The organism is Geobacillus sp. GHH01, assembly GCF_000336445.1.
GTDB classification, from domain to species: Bacteria; Bacillota; Bacilli; order Bacillales; family Anoxybacillaceae; genus Geobacillus; species Geobacillus zalihae.
This window is the reverse complement of record NC_020210.1, coordinates 2,461,201-2,480,752: the sequence shown is the minus strand read 5'-3', so window position 1 is coordinate 2,480,752 and position 19,552 is coordinate 2,461,201. Positions and strand designations below refer to the sequence as shown.

At 54.5% G+C, this 19,552-nt stretch carries 21 protein-coding genes; 19 read left to right on the top strand and 2 right to left on the bottom strand.

Going from position 1 to position 19,552, the window contains the following annotated elements; genetic code table 11:
- Nucleotides 1-6: 6 nt before the first annotated feature.
- The 17 genes from spoIIIAF to spo0A all read left to right on the top strand — a co-directional run bounded on the left by spoIIIAF (nt 7) and on the right by spo0A (nt 16,392).
- On the top strand, nt 7-618 hold the full coding sequence (gene spoIIIAF, locus GHH_RS12190) for a stage III sporulation protein AF (RefSeq protein WP_015375379.1): 612 nt from the start codon (nt 7-9) through the stop codon (nt 616-618).
- 7 nt (nt 619-625) lie between these two features.
- Entirely contained in the window at nt 626-1,258 is a 633-nt protein-coding gene (spoIIIAG, locus tag GHH_RS12185) for a stage III sporulation protein AG (protein ID WP_015375378.1), read from the top strand.
- Nucleotides 1,259-1,281: 23 nt separating this feature from the next.
- Nucleotides 1,282-1,833 (top strand): SpoIIIAH-like family protein, encoded by a 552-nt coding sequence (locus tag GHH_RS12180; RefSeq protein ID WP_015375377.1) that lies wholly within the window; start codon nt 1,282-1,284, stop codon nt 1,831-1,833.
- 144 nt (nt 1,834-1,977) lie between these two features.
- Nucleotides 1,978-2,511 (top strand): acetyl-CoA carboxylase biotin carboxyl carrier protein, encoded by a 534-nt coding sequence (gene accB, locus GHH_RS12175; protein WP_011231882.1) that lies wholly within the window; start codon nt 1,978-1,980, stop codon nt 2,509-2,511.
- A gap of 15 nt (nt 2,512-2,526) precedes the next feature.
- On the top strand, nt 2,527-3,882 hold the full coding sequence (gene accC, locus GHH_RS12170) for an acetyl-CoA carboxylase biotin carboxylase subunit (RefSeq protein ID WP_015375375.1): 1,356 nt from the start codon (nt 2,527-2,529) through the stop codon (nt 3,880-3,882).
- A 10-nt stretch (nt 3,883-3,892) separates the two neighbouring features.
- On the top strand, nt 3,893-4,294 hold the full coding sequence (locus GHH_RS12165) for an Asp23/Gls24 family envelope stress response protein (RefSeq protein ID WP_015375374.1): 402 nt from the start codon (nt 3,893-3,895) through the stop codon (nt 4,292-4,294).
- Nucleotides 4,295-4,485: 191 nt separating this feature from the next.
- Nucleotides 4,486-4,878, top strand: coding sequence for a transcription antitermination factor NusB (nusB, locus tag GHH_RS12160; RefSeq protein WP_011231879.1), 393 nt, complete (start codon nt 4,486-4,488; stop codon nt 4,876-4,878).
- A gap of 59 nt (nt 4,879-4,937) precedes the next feature.
- Entirely contained in the window at nt 4,938-5,792 is an 855-nt protein-coding gene (gene folD, locus GHH_RS12155) for a bifunctional methylenetetrahydrofolate dehydrogenase/methenyltetrahydrofolate cyclohydrolase FolD (protein WP_015375373.1), read from the top strand.
- Nucleotides 5,793-5,803: 11 nt separating this feature from the next.
- The gene (gene xseA / locus GHH_RS12150) at nt 5,804-7,150 is read left to right on the top strand and encodes an exodeoxyribonuclease VII large subunit (protein ID WP_015375372.1); all 1,347 of its coding nucleotides are present in this window, start codon (nt 5,804-5,806) and stop codon (nt 7,148-7,150) included.
- Nucleotides 7,147-7,377 (top strand): exodeoxyribonuclease VII small subunit, encoded by a 231-nt coding sequence (locus GHH_RS12145; RefSeq protein WP_012820585.1) that lies wholly within the window; start codon nt 7,147-7,149, stop codon nt 7,375-7,377. The genes xseA and GHH_RS12145 overlap by 4 nt, the downstream gene beginning before the upstream one ends.
- A gap of 3 nt (nt 7,378-7,380) precedes the next feature.
- On the top strand, nt 7,381-8,274 hold the full coding sequence (locus tag GHH_RS12140; protein ID WP_012820586.1) for a polyprenyl synthetase family protein: 894 nt from the start codon (nt 7,381-7,383) through the stop codon (nt 8,272-8,274).
- Nucleotides 8,275-8,521: 247 nt separating this feature from the next.
- Nucleotides 8,522-10,414, top strand: coding sequence for a 1-deoxy-D-xylulose-5-phosphate synthase (dxs, locus tag GHH_RS12135; protein WP_015375371.1), 1,893 nt, complete (start codon nt 8,522-8,524; stop codon nt 10,412-10,414).
- A gap of 3 nt (nt 10,415-10,417) precedes the next feature.
- Entirely contained in the window at nt 10,418-11,266 is an 849-nt protein-coding gene (locus GHH_RS12130; RefSeq protein WP_015375370.1) for a TlyA family RNA methyltransferase, read from the top strand.
- 56 nt (nt 11,267-11,322) lie between these two features.
- Nucleotides 11,323-11,772: a transcriptional regulator AhrC/ArgR gene (gene ahrC / locus GHH_RS12125; RefSeq protein WP_011231872.1), complete on the top strand. Its 450-nt coding sequence runs from the start codon at nt 11,323-11,325 to the stop codon at nt 11,770-11,772.
- A gap of 126 nt (nt 11,773-11,898) precedes the next feature.
- A complete protein-coding gene (gene recN, locus GHH_RS12120) occupies nt 11,899-13,620 on the top strand; it encodes a DNA repair protein RecN (RefSeq protein ID WP_015375369.1) in 1,722 nt (573 codons plus the stop codon).
- 273 nt (nt 13,621-13,893) lie between these two features.
- Nucleotides 13,894-15,189, top strand: coding sequence for a SpoIVB peptidase (gene spoIVB / locus GHH_RS12115; protein ID WP_015375368.1), 1,296 nt, complete (start codon nt 13,894-13,896; stop codon nt 15,187-15,189).
- Nucleotides 15,190-15,573: 384 nt separating this feature from the next.
- A complete protein-coding gene (spo0A, locus tag GHH_RS12110; RefSeq protein ID WP_025038882.1) occupies nt 15,574-16,392 on the top strand; it encodes a sporulation transcription factor Spo0A in 819 nt (272 codons plus the stop codon).
- Between the two features lie 151 nt (nt 16,393-16,543).
- Here the strand turns inward: spo0A and GHH_RS18400 are convergent, their stop codons facing one another.
- Complete coding sequence (locus GHH_RS18400) at nt 16,544-16,696, bottom strand: YycC family protein (protein WP_011231868.1); 153 nt, start codon at nt 16,694-16,696, stop codon at nt 16,544-16,546.
- Nucleotides 16,697-16,804: 108 nt separating this feature from the next.
- Between GHH_RS18400 and GHH_RS12105 the strand changes: the two genes are divergently transcribed.
- Nucleotides 16,805-17,533, top strand: a complete 729-nt coding sequence (locus tag GHH_RS12105; RefSeq protein ID WP_015375367.1) for a glycerophosphodiester phosphodiesterase — start codon at nt 16,805-16,807, stop codon at nt 17,531-17,533.
- A gap of 75 nt (nt 17,534-17,608) precedes the next feature.
- Here the strand turns inward: GHH_RS12105 and GHH_RS12100 are convergent, their stop codons facing one another.
- A complete protein-coding gene (locus GHH_RS12100) occupies nt 17,609-17,857 on the bottom strand; it encodes a DUF2627 domain-containing protein (RefSeq protein WP_015375366.1) in 249 nt (82 codons plus the stop codon).
- Nucleotides 17,858-18,133: 276 nt separating this feature from the next.
- On the opposite strand from GHH_RS12100, the gene GHH_RS12095 reads away from it, so the two are divergent.
- Nucleotides 18,134-19,495, top strand: a complete 1,362-nt coding sequence (locus GHH_RS12095) for an ISLre2-like element ISGsp3 family transposase (RefSeq protein WP_015375365.1) — start codon at nt 18,134-18,136, stop codon at nt 19,493-19,495.
- The last annotated feature ends 57 nt before the right edge of the window (nt 19,496-19,552 follow it).

Genomic DNA, 19,552 nt, shown 5'->3' with positions numbered 1-19,552 from the left:
AGCGCTATGCAGCTAGTCATTGAGTGGGTGACAAACATCATTTTGTTTTTGTTGTTTGCTATCATCATCGATTTTTTGCTGCCGTCGGGGACGATGCAAAAATACGTGAAAATGGCTGTCGGGCTTATGCTCGTTCTCGTGATGCTCGCTCCGGTACTCAGGCTCGCTTCCGTTGATCCCGAGCAGCTCATCGCGTCGGCGCTCGTCCATTTTTCCAACGGCCGTGCGGGGGAGGAGGCAATAAAAAATCAAATCGAACAGCAGAAAAAAGAAATACAAGCCTCGCAACGCGCATATATTTTAAAACAAATGGCTGTCCAGCTCGAAAACGATGTCAATGAGGAGTTGATGGAAAAGTATGGGCTGAAAGCGGATGTCAACGTTTACGCCAAGCCAGGCGACGACTGGCGCATGCCGGATGACATCAAGACGATTGAGGTCGTCCTTTCGAAACAGAAGTCAGCCGGTTCGGTGGAACCGGTTGTCATCGATACGACGAAGCCGCCGGCTTTGCCGGAGGGCGATGCTTCGCTGGCAGAGGAGGTGCGCGCTTTTCTCGCCGGCCGATGGGAAATCGATGAAGATAAAATTGACGTGCAATTTAGGGGGAGGGAATAGAGGGGGGATGTTGCCGCTCATCAAACGGCTCTTTTCTTCAGCGCCGAAAGACGGGGAAGGAGCACAGAAAAAATGGCCGTTTTCGTACGTCGTCGTCCTGCTGTTGGCTGGTGTCGCCTTGATGGCGGCAAGCCATTGGGCAAACAGTGGAGAGGAAGCCGAAGCGAAGCCTTCCGCCGGGCAGCCGTCCGCTCCAGCCGAGCCGGCATTCCTGGCAAGCAAGGAGACGAAAGAGAAAGTGATCGCCGCCTATGAGGAGCGGTACGAAAAAGAACTGAAAGCCGCTCTTGAGGTGATCGAAGGGGTGGATGATGTCACGGTCGTCGTCAATCTCGATTCCACGGAGTTGAAACTGTATGAGAAAAAGCGTTCGACTCAGCAGCAGACAACGGAAGAGAGCGACAAGGAAGGCGGGAAGCGGACGATCGAAAACGAGTCGACCAATGAAGAAGTCATCATTATTCATAACGGCGAAGAAGAAACGCCGCTTGTCGTCGCCACGAAAAAGCCGGACATCCGCGGCGTTCTCGTTGTCGCCAAAGGGGCGGATAATTTGCAAATCAAAAAATGGATCGTCGAGGCGGTGACGCGCGTGTTAAACGTTCCGAGCTACCGCGTCGCTGTCTTGCCGAAAAAATGACCGGGTAAGGGGAGGAGATCGGCATGTTGAAAAAACAAACCGTATGGCTGTTGACGATGTTGAGCTTGGTCGTTGTGCTGTCGGTCTATTACGTGACAGCTCCAAAAAATATGAACGACAGTCCGGCATTTACCGCCAATAAGAAAACGGAAAAAACAACCGATCAGCCGAGCGTCGCTGTCGAAGAGGCGAAAAAGCCGTCCGCGTCTGGCGAAACGGGCGACGACTTGTTTACAGCGCTGCGCATGAAAATTGAGGATGAACGGAGCCGGCTGCGCGATGAGCTGAACGCCATTGTCGCTTCAGCGAACGCGACGGCGGAAGAAAAAAGTGAAGCGCTCGACAAAATTGAAAAATTGCAAGCATTGTCCGAAAAAGAAGCAACGTTGGAGACGCTCATCAAATCGAAAGGCGGTTATGAAGACGTGCTCGTGCGCGCCGATGACAACCAAGTGCGCGTGACGATCAAAGCGAAACAAAACTCAGCTAAATCGGCGAATGAAGTCATTCATATGGTGAAAAAAGAAATACCCGATGCTGAATACGTGACGGTTGAGTTTCAGCCGGCTGGATGAACGCGCTGCTCTTTAGGGCAGCTTCTTTTTTTGCGGAAAAGTCTTTTGTTTGTCCTACTGTTGTGTGTATAATCGTTATGGACACGTTTAGGCACCGCCAGAAAGGAACGGGCTGCACGATACTTGGAGAAAGGTGTGAGATCGATGAAAATTCAAGAAATCCGTGAATTGATCCGCTTGGTCGACCAGTCCTCAATTGACGAATTCGTATACGAACAAGGCGAAACAAAAGTACATATGAAAAAAGGAACGGCTGCTGTCGCCGTTGCGTCGGCTGCGGCCGCACAGACGGCGGTCGCGCCGCCGGCGCCTGCCGCTCCGGCAGCGGTCGAACCGGCTTCGGCAGCTGCTCCCGTTCAAGCAGCGGCCTCAGAAGCGCCGGCACCGAAAGCGGAAACGCCGGTAGTCAAAGAAGAAAAGCCGGCTGTGGAAGGCAACTTGCATCAAATTACTTCGCCGATGGTCGGCACGTTCTACGCAGCGCCGGCGCCGGACAAGCCGCCGTATGTGAAGCCGGGCGACAAAGTGAAAAAAGATACGGTCGTTTGCATCATCGAGGCGATGAAGCTGTTTAATGAAATTGAAGCGGAAGTCGATGGCGAAATTGTCGAGGTGTTGGTGCAAAACGGCCAGCTCGTCGAATATGGCCAGCCGTTGTTTTTAGTCAAGCCTGAATAAGGGAGAGAACGGACGATGATCAAAAAAGTGTTGGTGGCGAACCGCGGGGAAATCGCCGTCCGCATCATCCGCGCCTGCCGCGAGCTTGGGATTGAGACGGTCGCTGTCTTTTCGCAAGCCGACCGCGACGCCTTGCACGTGCAGCTGGCTGATGAGGCGTACTGCATCGGGCCGACCGCTTCGAAAGACAGCTATTTAAATTTCACAAACATTATGAGCGTCGCCACGCTGACTGGCTGTGACGCCATCCATCCCGGTTACGGGTTTTTGGCGGAAAATGAAGCGTTCGCGGAGCTGTGCCGTGAATGCAACGTGACATTTATCGGCCCAAGTCCGGAAGCGATTGCAAAAATGGGCATGAAAGACATCGCTCGCGAGACGATGCGCGAGGCGGGGGTGCCGATCGTGCCTGGGTCGCGCGGGGTGATCGAAAGCCTTGATGAGGCGCGGGCGATTGCCGAAGAGATCGGCTATCCGGTCATCATTAAAGCGACGGCCGGCGGCGGCGGGAAAGGAATCCGCGTCGCCCGCAACGAAGAAGAGCTCGTCAAAGGTATCAACATCACCCAGCAGGAAGCGGCGACGGCATTTGGCAACCCAGGCGTCTATATTGAAAAATATATCGAAGATTTCCGCCATGTCGAAATTCAAGTGCTCGCTGATTCGTACGGCAATACGATTCATCTCGGTGAGCGCGACTGCTCGATCCAGCGCCGGCTGCAAAAACTGGTCGAGGAAGCGCCGTCGCCGGCCATTGACGACGAGATGCGCCGGAAGATGGGCGAGGCGGCGGTCAAGGCGGCGAAAGCGGTCAACTACACCGGCGCCGGTACGGTTGAATTTATTTATGACCACCGGAACAAACAATTTTACTTCATGGAGATGAATACGCGCATTCAAGTCGAGCATCCGGTCACGGAACTGATCACCGGCATCGATTTGGTCAAGGAGCAAATCCGCATCGCCGCCGGTGAAAAGCTGTCGATCACCCAAGAGGACGTCACGTTTAACGGCTGGGCGATCGAGTGCCGGATCAACGCCGAAAATCCAGCGAAAAACTTTATGCCGTCGCCGGGGAAAATCGCCATGTACCTGCCGCCGGGCGGCCCGGGCGTGCGCGTCGATTCCGCCGCCTATCCAGGCTATACGATCCCGCCGTATTATGATTCGATGATCGCCAAATTGATCGTTCATGCGCCGACGCGTGCGGAAGCGATCGCCCGCATGAGACGGGCGCTTTCGGAGTTTATCATCGAAGGCATTCATACAACGATTCCGTTCCACATAAAATTAATGGAGCATGAGAAATTTCAAAGCGGTGAGTTTAATACGAAGTTTTTGGAGTTATATGATATTATGAAGGCGGAATAGGAGGTGCCTTATGTCTGAGCATGTCTTTGAAACAGAGCAAGTATACCCGGCGCTCGGCAAGGTGGAAATTGCACCGGAAGTGATTGAGGTGATCGCTGGCATCGCGGCGTCAGAAGTCGACGGCATCGCGCAAATGCGCGGCAATTTTGCCGCCGGCGTCGCCGAGCGGTTTGGAAAGAAATACCATGGCAAAGGCGTCAAGGTTGATTTGCGCGACGACGGCGTCGTCATCGATCTTTATTGCCTCGTCCAGTTTGGCGCATCGATTCCGAACGTGGCGAAAAAGGTGCAGGAAAATGTGCGCCAGGCGCTTTGGAACATGACCGGCCTCGAGGCGAGCGAAGTGAACGTTCATATCGTTGGCATCCAGTTTGAGGGCGGCAAGCAGGAACAAGGCGTCATCGAACAGTGATCTCGCAAGGCAGTTGCTTTTTCGGCGGCTGCCTTTTTGTTTTTTTGGCCAAAGTTTGTTATTGTAATGAACGAGGCCGTTATGGCGCAACCAACGGCAGCGCGAATGATTTGTGGGAAAAGGCTGGCTTTTTCCGAAAAATATGATATGATTTCATTGTGAATGTTCGTTTTTTGGAAAGGGGGACCGCCATGAAGCGGCATGAAGCACGGGAAAAGGCGTTGCAGGCGCTGTTTCAAATCGATGTCGGACGCATTCCACCAGACGAGGCGCTCCACAATGTCACGGGCGGCGGCGACATCGACCCGTTTTTGCGCCAGCTCGTCTTTGGCGTCGTCGAGCACCAGGAGGAGATTGACGAGCTGTTGCGCGCCAATTTGGAAAAATGGACGCTTGAACGCGTCGCCAACGTTGACCGCGCCATTTTGCGCATGGCGACGTACGAGATGAAATACGCCGATGATGTGCCGGTAAGCGTCAGCCTCGATGAGGCGGTCGAGCTGGCGAAAAAATTCGGCGATTGGAAATCCGGAAGTTTTGTCAACGGCGTGCTTTCGAAAGTGAAGGCGGCGCTGCAAAAATAAAACCGGCTGCATCGCGGGCTGATATTGAACGATGAACGAGGAGAGGGGAACGAAACACGATGACAGCACAAATCATTAGCGGAACGGAGATGGCGAGGACGATTCGCACCGCATTGGCGGATGAAGCCGCACAGTTGAAAGCGGATGGCGTTGAGCCGGGGCTGGCCGTCATTCTAGTCGGCGACGATCCGGCGTCGCATTCGTATGTAAAAGGAAAACAAAAAGCGTGCGCCGAGGTCGGCATTCGCTCGTTCCTTTACACGTTTCCGGCGGCGATCGACGAAGAGACGCTGCTTGCGAAAATCCGCGAGTTAAACGTCGATCCGGCGGTGCACGGCATTTTAGTGCAGCTGCCGCTGCCGGATCACATTTGCGAATGGTCGGTCATTGAAACGATCGCACCGGAAAAAGATGTCGATGGGTTTCACCCGATCAATGTCGGAAAAATGATGATCGGCCAACGGGCGTTTCTCCCGTGCACTCCGCATGGCATTTTAGTGATGGTGCAATCGGCCGGCATTGACATCGCCGGCAAGCACGTCGTCGTCGTCGGCCGAAGCAACATCGTCGGCAAACCGGTTGGCCAGCTGTTTTTGCGCGAACATGCCACCGTCACCTACACTCACTCGAAAACACCGGATTTGGCCGCCATCACTCGGCAGGCGGACATTTTGATCGTCGCTGTCGGCAAGGCGCGCCTCATCGGCCCGGAACACGTCAAGCCCGGGGCGGTCGTCATCGACGTCGGCGTCAACCGGCTTGAGAACGGCAAATTGTGCGGCGATGTCGATTTTGACGCTGTGAAAGAAGTGGCTGGCTATATGACGCCGGTGCCGGGCGGAGTCGGGCCGATGACGATTACAATGCTCTTGCACAACACGATTGAAGCGGCACGGCAGTTGGCCGCAAAGTGAGGGCAGGATCAGTGGAAGTGAAATATGTGACGGTCGGGGCGTTGACGAAGTACATCAAACGCAAGTTCGATGTCGACCCGCATTTGCGCGATCTATGGGTGAAGGGCGAGATTTCGAATTTTAAGCAGCATTCGCGCGGCCATATGTATTTTACGTTGAAAGACAGCCAAGGACGCATTGCCGCCGTCATGTTCGCCGGCTACAACCAGCATTTGCCGTTCCGCCCTGAAGATGGGATGAACGTGCTCGCGCGCGGGGAAATTTCCGTCTATGAACCGAACGGCAACTATCAGCTTTATGTCAAAGAAATGCAGCCGGAAGGTGTCGGAAGCCTCTATTTAGCCTACGAACAGCTGAAGCAGCGGCTCGAGGCGGAAGGGTTGTTTTCGCCGGTCCATAAAAAGCCGCTTCCAGCTTTCCCTCGCTGCATCGGCGTCGTTACATCGCCGACTGGAGCGGCGGTGCGCGATATTATGACGACGATTCGCCGCCGCTATCCCCTCGCTAAAGTCATTTTGTTTCCAGCGCTCGTTCAAGGGGACGGGGCGGCGCCCTCCATCGTGCGCGCCATCGAGCGGGCGAATGCGTTCGGCGAGGTTGATGTGCTGATTGTCGGCCGCGGCGGCGGCTCGATCGAAGAATTGTGGGCGTTCAATGAAGAAATCGTCGCCCGCGCCATCTTCGCCTCAAAAATACCGATTATTTCCGCTGTCGGCCATGAAACAGATTTTACGATCGCCGACTTTGTCGCCGATTTGCGGGCGCCGACGCCGACGGCAGCAGCTGAGATGGCGGCGCCGCATGTTGGGGAGCTCGCTGAGCGGCTCGCCGAGCGGAAATGGCGGCTCATCCGCGCCATGAAAGAGCGGCTTGCCGCTGATAAAGAGCAGCTTCGCCGGCTGCAAGGATCCTACGCATTCCGCTATCCCAAGCGGCTCTATGAACAAAAAGAACAGCAGCTTGATGCGTTGCTTGAGAGGCTTAGCCGCCAACGCGAACGGCTCGTCGACAAACATCGTCAGCGGCTGCATGAGCTTGACATGAGACTATGGCGGCACCATCCGGCTGCAGAGCTTGAGCGGATGAAAGAACGGCAAAAGGCGACCGCCAATGCGCTGGAAAAAGCGATGCGCACCGCGGTGGAGCGCCATCGGTTCCGCTTTCGCTCCAACCTCGCCCGGCTTGAGGCGCTCAGTCCGCTTCGCATCATGGAGCGCGGCTACAGCTTGGTGTACAATGAGCAGGGCGAGCTCGTGAAACGAACGAACCAGCTTCGAATCGGCGAGCATCTTTCCATTCAAGTTCAAGACGGACGAGTCGATTGTCAAGTGACGGGAGTGGAGGAAAAACAAGTATGAGCGAAGAAAAAGAGATGACGTTTGAAGAAGCGATGAAAAAACTGGAGGAAATCGTCGAAAAGCTCGAGGAAGGGAACGTGCCGCTTGAGGAGGCGATCGCCTTTTTTCAAGAAGGCATGAAACTGTCCAAGCTTTGCCATGATAAATTGCAGCATGTGGAGAAACAGTTGGAGTACATGCTGCGCGAAGACGGCGAGCTTGTCCCTTTTTCGCCGGAGGAGGAGTGACGGGTGGCGCAGCTTTCGGTTGAACAGTTTCTCAACGAACAAAAACGGGCCGTCGAGGCGGCGCTTTCCTCCTATATGGCGCGGCTTCGTGGGCCGGAGACGCTGAAAAAGGCGATGGCCTACTCGCTTGAGGCCGGCGGCAAACGAATCCGCCCGCTTTTGTTGCTGGCGACCATCCAAGCGCTTGGCAAAGACCCGGCGATCGGTCTGCCAGTCGCTTGCGCCATTGAAATGATCCATACGTACTCGCTCATTCATGATGATTTGCCAAGCATGGACAACGATGATTTGCGGCGCGGCAAACCGACGAACCATAAAGTGTTCGGCGAGGCGATGGCCATTTTGGCCGGGGACGCTTTGTTGACGTATGCCTTTCAATTGATGGCCGAAATCGATGATGATCGCGTGCCGCCTCCCGTCCGTCTGCAGCTCATCGAGCAGCTCGCGAAGGCGGCCGGCCCGGAAGGCATGGTCGCTGGACAGGCGGCTGATATGGAGGCGGAAGGAAAAACGCTGGCGCTTGCGGAACTGGAATACATCCACCGCCATAAGACGGGGAAAATGCTGCAATACAGCGTGCACGCCGGCGCCCTGCTTGGCGGCGCCGATGGTCGGCAGACGCGCGAACTCAACGAGTTCGCCGCACATTTAGGCCTCGCCTTTCAAATTCGCGACGATATTTTGGACATTGAAGGAATGGAAGAAAAAATCGGCAAGCGAGTCGGCAGCGACCGCGACAACAAGAAGGCGACATATCCGGTGCTTCTTTCGCTAGGCGGTGCTAAAGAGAAACTGGCGTTTCACATTGACGCCGCGAAGCGCCATTTGCAGCAAGCCAAAATCGATGACGCGGTGCTGGCCTACATTTGCGAGCTTGTCGCAGTCCGCGACCACTGATGCGGGGCGGCGGCCTCTTGTTCCCGTTGTTCGCTTTCCTTCGGGACGGAGGCGGCCTTGTTTTTTTGGTTGTTTTCCGCCGGGCGGCCGCCGCAAGTTCTATAGATACACCACAAAACGCGTCCTAGTGGTGACGGGCTGCGTTGGCGGGAAAAGTCGATTTTTCGCGCCGGATCATGTATAATAATACTACCTGTACGAGGAGAAACGGCTCGAAGAACGACAGAATGAAAGCGAGTGATCTTTGTTGGACTTGACAAAAATTGACCATCCGCGCGTTGTCAAAAATATGTCCATTCCTGAGCTGAAACGGTTAAGCGCCGAGATTCGGCGGTTTTTAATTGAGAAGTTGTCGAAAACGGGCGGACATATCGGCCCCAACTTAGGGGTCGTCGAGCTGACGATCGCCCTCCACCGCGAATTCGACAGCCCAAAAGACAAGCTCATTTGGGATGTCGGACACCAGTCATATGTGCATAAAATTTTGACCGGACGCGCCGCCGCGTTCGACACGCTCCGCCAATACAAGGGGCTGTCCGGGTTCCCGAAACGGAGCGAAAGCGAGCATGACGTGTGGGAAACGGGCCATAGCTCGACGTCGCTGTCGGCGGCGATGGGAATGGCGATCGCCCGTGATTTGAAAGGGACGGATGAATACATCGTGCCGATCATCGGCGACGGGGCGCTCACCGGCGGCATGGCGCTTGAGGCGCTCAACCATATCGGGCATGAGAAAACGGATATGATTGTCATCTTAAACGACAATGAAATGTCGATCGCCCCGAACGTCGGCGCGTTGCACAACATCCTCGGTCGGTTGCGCACCGCCGGCAAATACCAGTGGGTGAAAGATGAACTGGAGCTGCTGCTCAAGCGCATCCCAGCGGTCGGCGGCAAGCTGGCGGCGACGGCCGAGCGGCTGAAAGACAGCTTGAAATATTTGCTTGTCTCCGGCGTGTTTTTCGAAGAGCTCGGGTTTACGTATTTAGGCCCGGTCGACGGCCACGATTTTGAGGATTTGTTTGAGAACTTGCGCTATGCGAAGAAGATGAAAGGTCCGGTGCTTGTGCATGTCATCACGAAGAAAGGGAAAGGATACAGTCCGGCGGAAAACGACAAAGTCGGCACATGGCACGGCACAGGGCCGTACAAAATCGAAACCGGCGCTTTTGTCAAAACGAAAGAGGCCGGTCCGTCATGGAGCGCGCTTGTCAGCGAAACCGTGCGCCGGCTCGCTCGCACCGACCCGCGCATCGTCGCGATTACGCCGGCGATGCCGGTCGGCTCGAAGCTGGAAGGGTTCGCAAGCGAGTTCCCCGATCGGATGTTTGATGTTGGCATCGCCGAGCAGCACGCGACAACGCTTGCAGCTGGATTGGCGACGCAAGGGATGAAACCGTTTTTGGCCATTTATTCGACATTTTTGCAGCGCGCCTATGACCAAGTCGTCCATGATGTATGCCGGCAAAACTTAAATGTCTTTTTCGCCATTGACCGTGCTGGGTTGGTCGGGGCGGACGGCGAAACGCACCAAGGGGTGTTTGACATCGCCTTTTTGCGCCATGTGCCGAACTTGGTGTTGATGATGCCAAAAGACGAAAACGAAGGACAGCACATGGTGTACACCGCCATCCGCTACGACAATGGGCCTATCGCCATGCGTTTCCCGCGCGGCAACGGGCTTGGCGTACCGCTTGATGAGGAACTGAAAGAAATCCCAATCGGCACGTGGGAAGTGCTGCGCGACGGCTGCGATGCGGCGATTTTGACGTTTGGCACGACGATTTCGATGGCGCTTGAGGCGGCTGAGGAGCTCGCCAAAGATGGCGTATCCGTGAAAGTCGTCAACGCTCGCTTTTTGAAACCGATGGACGTGGCGATGCTTCACGAACTGCTTGAGAGCCGCCTGCCGATCTTAACGGTCGAAGAGGCGGTGCTGCAAGGCGGCTTTGGCAGTGCTGTGTTGGAGTTTGCTCATGATCATGGTTATCACGGAGCGGTCATCGAACGGATGGGCATCCCGGACCGCTTTATCGAACATGGAAGCGTCAGCGAGCTGCTCAATGAAATCGGGCTGACGTCGACCCATATCATCGACCGCATCAAAACGATGGTGCCAAGAAAACAGAAAAGGGCTTGAGACATGAAAGGAAAAAAAGAACGGCTCGATGTGTTGCTTGTCGAACGAGGGCTGGCGGAAACGCGAGAAAAGGCGAAGCGGGCGATCATGGCCGGGCTTGTCTATTCAAACGACGTTCGACTCGATAAGCCCGGGGAAAAAGTGCCGGTTGACATTCCGCTTGAGGTGAAAGGCAACCCGCTTCCGTACGTCAGCCGCGGTGGGTTGAAACTGGAAAAAGCGTTGCGCGAGTTTCATATTCGCGTGGAAAATAAAATTGTTCTTGACATCGGCGCGTCGACCGGCGGTTTCACCGACTGCGCCTTGCAGCATGGGGCGAAGCTGACGTATGCCGTCGATGTCGGCTACAACCAGCTTGCTTGGAAGCTGCGTCAAGACGAGCGCGTCGTTGTGATGGAGCGGACGAACTTCCGCTACGTGACGCCGGATCAGTTTACGAAAGGGCTGCCGGAAGTAGCTGTCATCGATGTCTCGTTTATTTCGCTGCGGCTCATTTTGCCGGTCGTCAAGACGGTCATGGTGCCGGGCGGCGATGTGATTGCGCTCGTCAAGCCGCAGTTTGAAGCCGGCAGGGAAAAGGTCGGCAAAAAGGGGATTGTTCGCGACCCGAACATTCACGAGGAAGTGCTCGAATCGATCATTCAATTCGCCTGTGCGGAAGGGTTCGATGTTCTTCATTTAACGTATTCACCGATTACCGGCGGCGACGGCAATATTGAATTTTTGCTTCATGCTGCCTATCCTGGAGGAAACCGGGAGGGAGAAAACCGACTGTCAGCATCCGTCGCCGACGTGGTGAGCGAGGCGCATGCCCGCTTGCGGGAGGGGAGCGTGGAGCCAAGCGGCAAATAGCGTCGGCGGGACGGACAATCTGCTCTGCACTTTGAAAAGCGGGGAGGTGGCGCAATGTGAACAAAGGGCAAAGGCATATTAAAATTCGCGAAATCATTATGAACCATGACATTGAAACGCAAGACGAGCTTGTCGACCGGCTGAGAGAAGCTGGCTTTAACGTCACCCAGGCGACCGTCTCGCGCGACATTAAAGAAATGCAGCTCGTCAAAGTGCCCATGGCCAATGGCCGCTACAAGTACAGCCTTCCGTCCGACCAGCGCTTCAATCCGTTGCAAAAGCTGAAGCGGGCGCTTGTTGATGTGTTTGTGAAGCTTGACGGAACGGGCAACTTGCTTGTGTTGCGGACGTTGCCGGGCAACGCCCATGCCGTCGGCGTCTTGCTCGACAATTTGGATTGGAACGAAATCGTCGGTACGATTTGCGGCGACGATACGTGCCTGATCATTTGCCGGACGCCGAAAGATGCGGAAAAAGTGTCCGACCAGCTGTTGTCCATGCTCTAGGCGAGGACCGGCCCAGCTCCCGTTCTGCGTTCAAGGACGGAACGACAGGGCGGTCCTCGTTTGCAAATCCGAACATACGTGCTATAATCAAAAGTGGAATGAATCGGACAGGCAAGGAGTGGTGAAATGCTCGCCGAGCTGTCGATTAAAAATTTCGCCATTATCGAGTCGCTCTCGTTGTCGTTCGACAAAGGGCTGACGGTGTTAACCGGCGAAACGGGAGCCGGCAAATCGATCATCATCGACGCGATTCATTTGTTGATCGGCGGACGCGGCTCCGCTGAATTTGTCCGCTTTGGAGCGGAAAAGGCGGAAATCGAAGGGCTGTTTTTGCTTGATGATGACCGCCATCCATGCTGGCAAAAATGCGCAGACGTTGGCATCGACGCCAGCGACGGCATGATCGTGTTGCGCCGCGATATTTTCGCCAACGGCAAAAGCGTCTGCCGCATTAACGGCAAGCTCGTCACGACGGCGGTGCTGCGCGACATCGGGGCGACGCTTGTTGATATTCACGGCCAGCATGAACATCAAGAACTGATGGATCCGTCCCGCCATCTGCCGCTTTTAGACGAGTTCGGCGGCCTAGAGGCGGCAGAGGCGCTTGCTCGCTACCGCGCCGTCTACGAGCGGTATGAGGAGCTCGGAAACAAATTGAAAAAGCTGAGCGAAAATGAACAGCAAATGGCGCACCGGCTTGATTTGCTGACGTTTCAGCTGCGTGAAATCGAGCAGGCGGCGCTCGAGCCGGGCGAGGACGAGCGGCTGATGGAGGAAAAAGTTCGCATCGTCAATTTTCAAAAAATTTATACCGCGCTGCAGAAAAGTTATGAGGCCCTCTCCGGAGAGGGACGCGGACTTGATTCGATCGGGGAGGCGATGCGCCATCTCGATGACGTCGCAGGCATGGATGCAGCGCTCAAAGATGCGCATGAAACGACGTCGAACTGCTACTATTTGCTCGAGGAAGTCATGTACAAGCTGCGCGATCAAATTGAGGAGATGGAGTACGACCCAGAGCGGCTCGATGCCATTGAAAGCCGTCTCGCGGAAATCGGGCAGCTCAAACGAAAATACGGGGCGACGATCGCCGATATTTTGCACTATGCCGAGACGATCGCCGAGGAAATCGAGACAATCGAAAATCGCGAAACGCATGTGCATGAGCTTAAGCAGCAGCTCGCTCTGGTGACGGACGAGTTGCTTACGGAGGCGAAAAACGTCACCGCTGTTCGGCAAACATATGCCCAGCGCCTGATTGAGCGCATTCATCAAGAACTGAAAGACTTGTACATGGACAAAACGAAATTTGACATCGTATTTGCCAAGCGCGAAGGATCGCTTGACGCCCCCTTGGTCGACGGCGTGCCGGTTAGGTTCCAAGAAGACGGCATCGATGTCGTCGAGTTTTACATTTCGACGAACGTCGGCGAGCCGTTAAAACCGCTCGTCAAAGTCGCTTCCGGCGGCGAGCTGTCGCGCATTATGCTGGCGTTGAAAACGATTTTTTCCAAACATCAAGGAGTGACGTCGATTGTTTTTGATGAGGTCGACACCGGTGTCAGCGGACGCGTCGCCCAGGCGATGGCGGAAAAAATTTACCACATCGCCAGCCAGTCGCAAGTGCTTTGCATTTCCCATCTGCCGCAAGTCGCTGCGATGGCGGACACGCACTTGTTGATCGCCAAAGAGACGGATGGGGAACGGACGAAAACAGTCGTGAGGAAGCTCAATGAGGAGGAGAAAGTGAAAGAAATCGGGCGGATGATTTCCGGCGTCGAGATGACGGAATTGACGAAACGGCATGCCAAAGAGCTGTTGGAACTGGCGGCGAAAATGAAACATTGATTCCTGTTTCCCCTGTTCGTCGAGGGGAGGCGCATCCCTCTCAAAGCGGGCCGATTCCGCCTGCCTGTTCTCACTTGGCGCTCGCTTTCCTTAAGAGAACTACGGTGTTTCATAAAGATAAGCAAAAAGCCGCGCGGCTGTCCGGATGCAAGTCCATCCAATTCCGGGCAGCTTTTTTATCGGCAGGGCGATTATATTTTCCCCGGTTCAGGCAAAATTAAAACTGTAACCGTTTTGGCATGGTGTAGGCGGGAGCGAGGAGAGTGGACGACATTGAATAAAGAAACGGCGCGAAAAGTCGCAGGAGTGCTTCTCCTTGGTATATTGACGGCCATCGCTTTTTCCAAACCGATGAAGGAATATTGGCAAATTCCGAAGCAGCTTGTCCTGTTTGAAGGCGATGCGGTTGAATTTCCTGCCGCTTCCCTTCCCGTACAAGCGGCCGTCAATGACCGAAACGCTCCCGAAACGCTCAATATTGAGCGAAAAAACGGTTCTCTGTCTGTAAAGGCGAAACGCCGCGGACATGAAACGATGGTGTTGCAGGTTGCCGGAATGCCGATCAAGCAAGTGGATGTCAACGTGCTGCCGACGCTCAAAGTCATTCCCGGCGGACAATCGATCGGCGTCAAGCTCAATACCGTCGGCGTTCTTGTCGTCGGTTACCACCTTGTCGAAACCGAAAACGGGAAAAAATCGCCGGGAGAGGCAGCCGGCATTCAAGTCGGCGACATCATTATCGGCATTAACGGCCAAAAAATCGAAAACATGAGCGACCTCTCCCCTTTCATCGAGGAGGCCGGCAAAACGGGAAAACCGCTTCATCTAAAAATTCTGCGCGATCAGCACTCCATGACGGTGAAGCTCGTTCCGCTGAGAGACAGGCATGACGATGTGTACCGCATCGGCCTGTACATTCGCGATTCGGCCGCCGGCATCGGGACGATGACATTTTACGACCCCAAATCAAAAACATATGGCGCACTTGGCCATGTCATCTCTGACATGGATACGAAAAAGCCGATTGTCGTGCAAAACGGGCAAATTATGCGCTCGACCGTCACATCGATCGAAAAAGGGACGAGCGGCAATCCAGGTGAAAAATTAGCCCGCTTTTCCGACGGCGAAGAAGTGATCGGCACGATCACCACCAACAGCCCGTTTGGCATTTTTGGCAAGCTTACAAAGCCACTGCCGAACGGTCCGTTCACAAAACCGATCCCGGTTGCCTTGGCGAACCAAGTGAAAGAAGGACCGGCAAAAATATTGACAGTGGTGGAAAACGACAAAGTCGAGCAGTTTGACGTGGAAATTGTCAGCACCATTCCGCAGAAATTTCCGGCGACCAAAGGCCTCGTGATTCGCGTCACGGACCCGCGCTTGTTAAAGAAAACAGGGGGCATCGTCCAAGGGATGAGCGGCAGTCCGATCATTCAGGATGGAAAACTCGTCGGCGCAGTGACGCACGTTTTCGTGAACGATCCGACATCCGGCTATGGCGTCCACATTGAGTGGATGCTGCAAGAGGCAGGCATCGATCTATACGGCAAACAAAAGAAAGCGAGCTGACAAAGTCGGCTCGCTTTTTCCCGGCAGCCAACATTCGATTCTTGCGTATATTTGGTGAAATGACGAGTGATGATTTGGTCACCATTCATCTCTTCCTGATCATCCCAAGGCCAATGTTTCGAAATGCTGTGAGCGGCTTGATTGATCCCGCCATATTGGTTAGGCTGCCACTAAAAATTTTTCAAAAAAGGCGGCAAAAATTTTGCCGGTTTGGCATAGATATTTGGTGAAACATCCGTTAAAATGAAATTTGTAAAGATTTTTCGACAAACGCATCGCTGGTGAAAACGGATATTGTCTAATGAGCTCGTTTTTTGTTATAATTTTTATTTTTTGAAAAATAAAAGGATTTTTTGCTGCTGTTGTCGAATGTACGTTAACGGAATGTTACATAGCAAGAAAAAGTGGGGGAGGACGATCGTTTTGAGCATTAAGGTGTGCATTGCCGATGATAACCGCGAATTGGTGACATTGCTTGACGAATATATCTCGAGTCAGCCGGACATGGAAGTGATTGGCACGGCGTATAACGGCCAAGACTGCCTTCATATGCTCGAGGAAAAGCGGCCGGATATTTTGCTTCTGGACATCATTATGCCGCACTTGGATGGGTTGGCTGTGCTTGAGAAAGTCCGCGCAGGTTGTGAGCATCAGCCGAGCGTCATTATGCTGACGGCGTTCGGCCAGGAGGATGTCACGAAAAAGGCAGTGGAACTCGGCGCTTCCTACTTCATTTTAAAACCGTTCGACATGGAGAATTTGGTCCATCACATTCGGCAGATTCATGGCAAAACGGCGCCGATGGTCAGAAAAACCGGCTCTGCCTACCAGGCGCGCGACAACAAACCGAAAAATTTGGATGCGAGCATTACGAGCATCATCCATGAAATCGGCGTCCCGGCGCATATTAAAGGCTATCTGTACTTGCGCGAAGCGATCGCGATGGTGTACCACGACATCGAACTGCTCGGCTCCATCACGAAAGTGCTCTATCCGGACATCGCGAAAAAATACAACACGACCGCCAGCCGCGTCGAGCGCGCCATTCGCCATGCGATCGAAGTCGCTTGGAGCCGCGGCAACCTCGAATCGATTTCCTCGCTGTTTGGCTATACGGTGAGCGTCTCGAAGGCAAAGCCGACAAACTCGGAATTCATCGCCATGGTGGCCGATAAGCTCCGGCTTGAGCATAAGGCATCGTAACGGAAAACGAATGATAGCCAAAGCAGCAAGACGCTCCGCAATCGGGGGCGTCTTTTTTGCCGTTTGGCGGCTTGCTGGAACGAAAAAAGGGGGAACGTGGCTTGCGCCGGTGTGGTGTACAGAGGCGGCTTTACCGCCAAGGGCCAGACGGTTAAGACGGGTCGTTTTCTTTTTCTTTTTTCTCCAATTCCAGCAGCTTGTTCACCAAAATGTGCGGCGGCATATGCATGATCTGCTCGATCGGCACGCCGAGCGCTTTGGCCAGCTTTTGCGCTGTTTCCAGCGAAATTTTCAACGGCTGCATCATCTCACCTCGTTTGTTCATAGTATTACTTTTAGTATAACGAACGACCGCCGGTTTCGGCCAGCTCGTTGGCTGAACGGCGAATAAAGGCGAAAGGAAGAAGGCAGAATGACATTGATTTTTGCCCACCGCGGGGCGGCGGGGACGCACCCGGAAAATACGATGGCGGCGTTTATCGAGGCGGAAAAAGCGGGAGCGGACGGCATTGAATTGGATGTGCAGCTCACAAAAGACGGCGAAGTGGTCGTCATTCATGACGAAACGGTCGACCGGACGACGGACGGCAGCGGCTGGGTGAAAGACATCACGTACTGTGAACTGCGCCGATTGAACGCGGCGGCGAAATGGAGCGGCAAGCACGGCCATTGTCCGATTCCGCATCTTGAGGAAGTGCTTGCTTGGCTGTCATCAACACGGATGGCGGTCAACATCGAGCTGAAAAATAGCCTCATTGCCTACGAAACGCTTGAGCAAAAAACGATCTCCCTCGTGCGCCGCTATGGGCTTGAGAAGCGGACGATTTTGTCGTCATTCAACCATAATAGCATGCGCCTTTGCCGAACGCTTGCACCGGAAATCGAGACGGCGCTTTTGTACATCGAGCCGCTGTATGACCCATGGACGTATGTGCGCGCCATGAACGCCGACGGGGTGCATCCGCACTATCGGACGGTGACGGCGGAATTTGCCGCCGAAGCGCGGCGGCGCGGGGTGGCGGTCCGCCCGTTTACGGTAAATAAGCGAAATGTGATGAAAACGATGTTTGCTTATGGCGTTGACGCTGTCTTCACCGACTACCCCCACCAAGCGAAGCAATGGAAAGAGAAAACGCCTTAACGAGAGACGTTAAGGCATTTTTTGTTTGTCTTGAAATGGATGGTTTCCCAGTGTAATAGGCATCAACGTTCCGGGTCAAGGCGTTTTTCGTTTTCGTTGAAAACGCGCCTGCACTTTGTTGCGCTTCCGGTCGCGGTGCAGCAAAAAACCGCCGAGAAACGCCAGCCCGGCGGCAAACAGCGCGAGCCCGGCGAGAAATTGCAACCATAAGACGGCAAACGGAGGCTGTATGATGCCAAACAACGCATCGCGCATCCATTTGATGCCAAGCGCAGCCGAAAGCCCCGGGATGACTAAAATCAACAGCGCAATCATTCGCCCCATCGCGATCGCGTTCCTTTCCGAAAAGAGTGGCCTTATCGACTATCATAGCGGTTATTGGGCGTTTGTCAAGGAAAGAGCAAATCAAGTGTGAGTAAAATATTTGTGGGTGACATTCCGAAATGATCCCCGACGAGGGTTGCGAACTTTTGTTCGCGACGCTCGTCGGGGCCACCAAGCGAAGCGCGGTAGAAAAAAGCAAATGTCATGCAAAAAGGACTCTCTCCCTGCTATGATGGTGATTGTCAACATCAACCGAAAACAGGAGGGAGAGAGTCCATGAAACATCTTACCACAGAATGGCCTTTATTAAAAGAGCTGGAGGAACAATTAGTCAGAACTCTTCAAAAGGTGTTCGCTGTCTTGTTGGCGGCCCTTTTGGAGGAGATTGATCAACAACTGGCGGAAGCGCGGGACAAGCGCCGGTATCAGCTGAAAGACAAACGGCCGACTACGATCCAAACGCTGTTTGGAGAAGTGACGTTTCGACGGAACTACTACTATGACCGGCAAACGGGGAACTATACCTTCTTGCTGGATGCCGAATTAGGCTTTGATGGGGCCCGATCGATCAGTCCTTGCCTCGAGGAAACGGCGGTCGAGTTGGCCGTAGAGTGCTCTTCCTACCGCAAAGCGGCCCGTACGTTGGAGTCGATCGTGGGGTATGCGGTCATGAGCCACGAGGCGATTCGCCAACTGGTGCTGGAGGCCCCTGTCTCGCTGCACCGCCCTGTTTCCCAACGGCACGGCCGGGTGCTGTTTGTGGAGGCGGATGGACTGTTTATTTCCCGCCAGGGGAAAGGGAAACGGGCGAAAGAAGAGAAAATCCTGGCGGTTCACGAGGGATGGAAACGAAACGGTTCGCAGCTCGAGCTCGTGAACCGGCGCCACTACCTCCATGAAGGGGAGGGAGACGTGTGGGAACGGTTCGAAGAGTGGCTGATGAACGAATATGCCTATGATCCGTGCCGGGACCTGTTGATCATCAACGGCGACGCGGCGTCGTGGATCACGGCCTGCCGGGAGTATTTTGGGAAGCGGGCGTGCTTTCAGCTGGATCGATTTCATGTGGCGCGGGAGCTGCGTCAGTGTCTGTCCGGCCATCCGCGTTGGCGGGAGGTGCGGAAGAAGCTGGCGAAACAAGACGAAGAGGGGCTTCTCGTGGAGCTGAACAGCGCGGTCGGCACGTTGGAGGACGAAGCGAAAGAGAAGCAGATGGCTGCCATGATCCGCCGGATCGAGTCGATGCCGGGATGCATCCGGGACTATCGGGAGTGGCTGTCGGAGCAAGGGGTGGAGACGACCGGCATGCGTCCGATGGGCCACGCCGAGAGCGTGATGAGCCGGTTTGCGCATCGGGTGAAATCCCGCCGCAGCTGGAAAGACCAAGGGCTTCGGGCGTTTCTGAGGGCGATGGCGGCCCGAATCGACGGGATTTGGCGGAGAAATGGGCAGTTGGTGGAGGAAGAAGAGACCCGAACGGCGGCCTCGGCCTCAACAAAGTCCAAGCGGATCGAACAGGCCAAACGGAAGGCCGGACGGTTATGGGCAGATGTGGTGCGTCAGAATCTACCGTGTCTGCAGCGGTCATCCGGGACACCGATCCATCAAGCGTTGTCGGCGCTCCGGGATGGTGGTTGAGTGTAAAAAAATGGAATATCGTATCATCGCCTCAAGATGAGGGATGAGAGTCCGAAA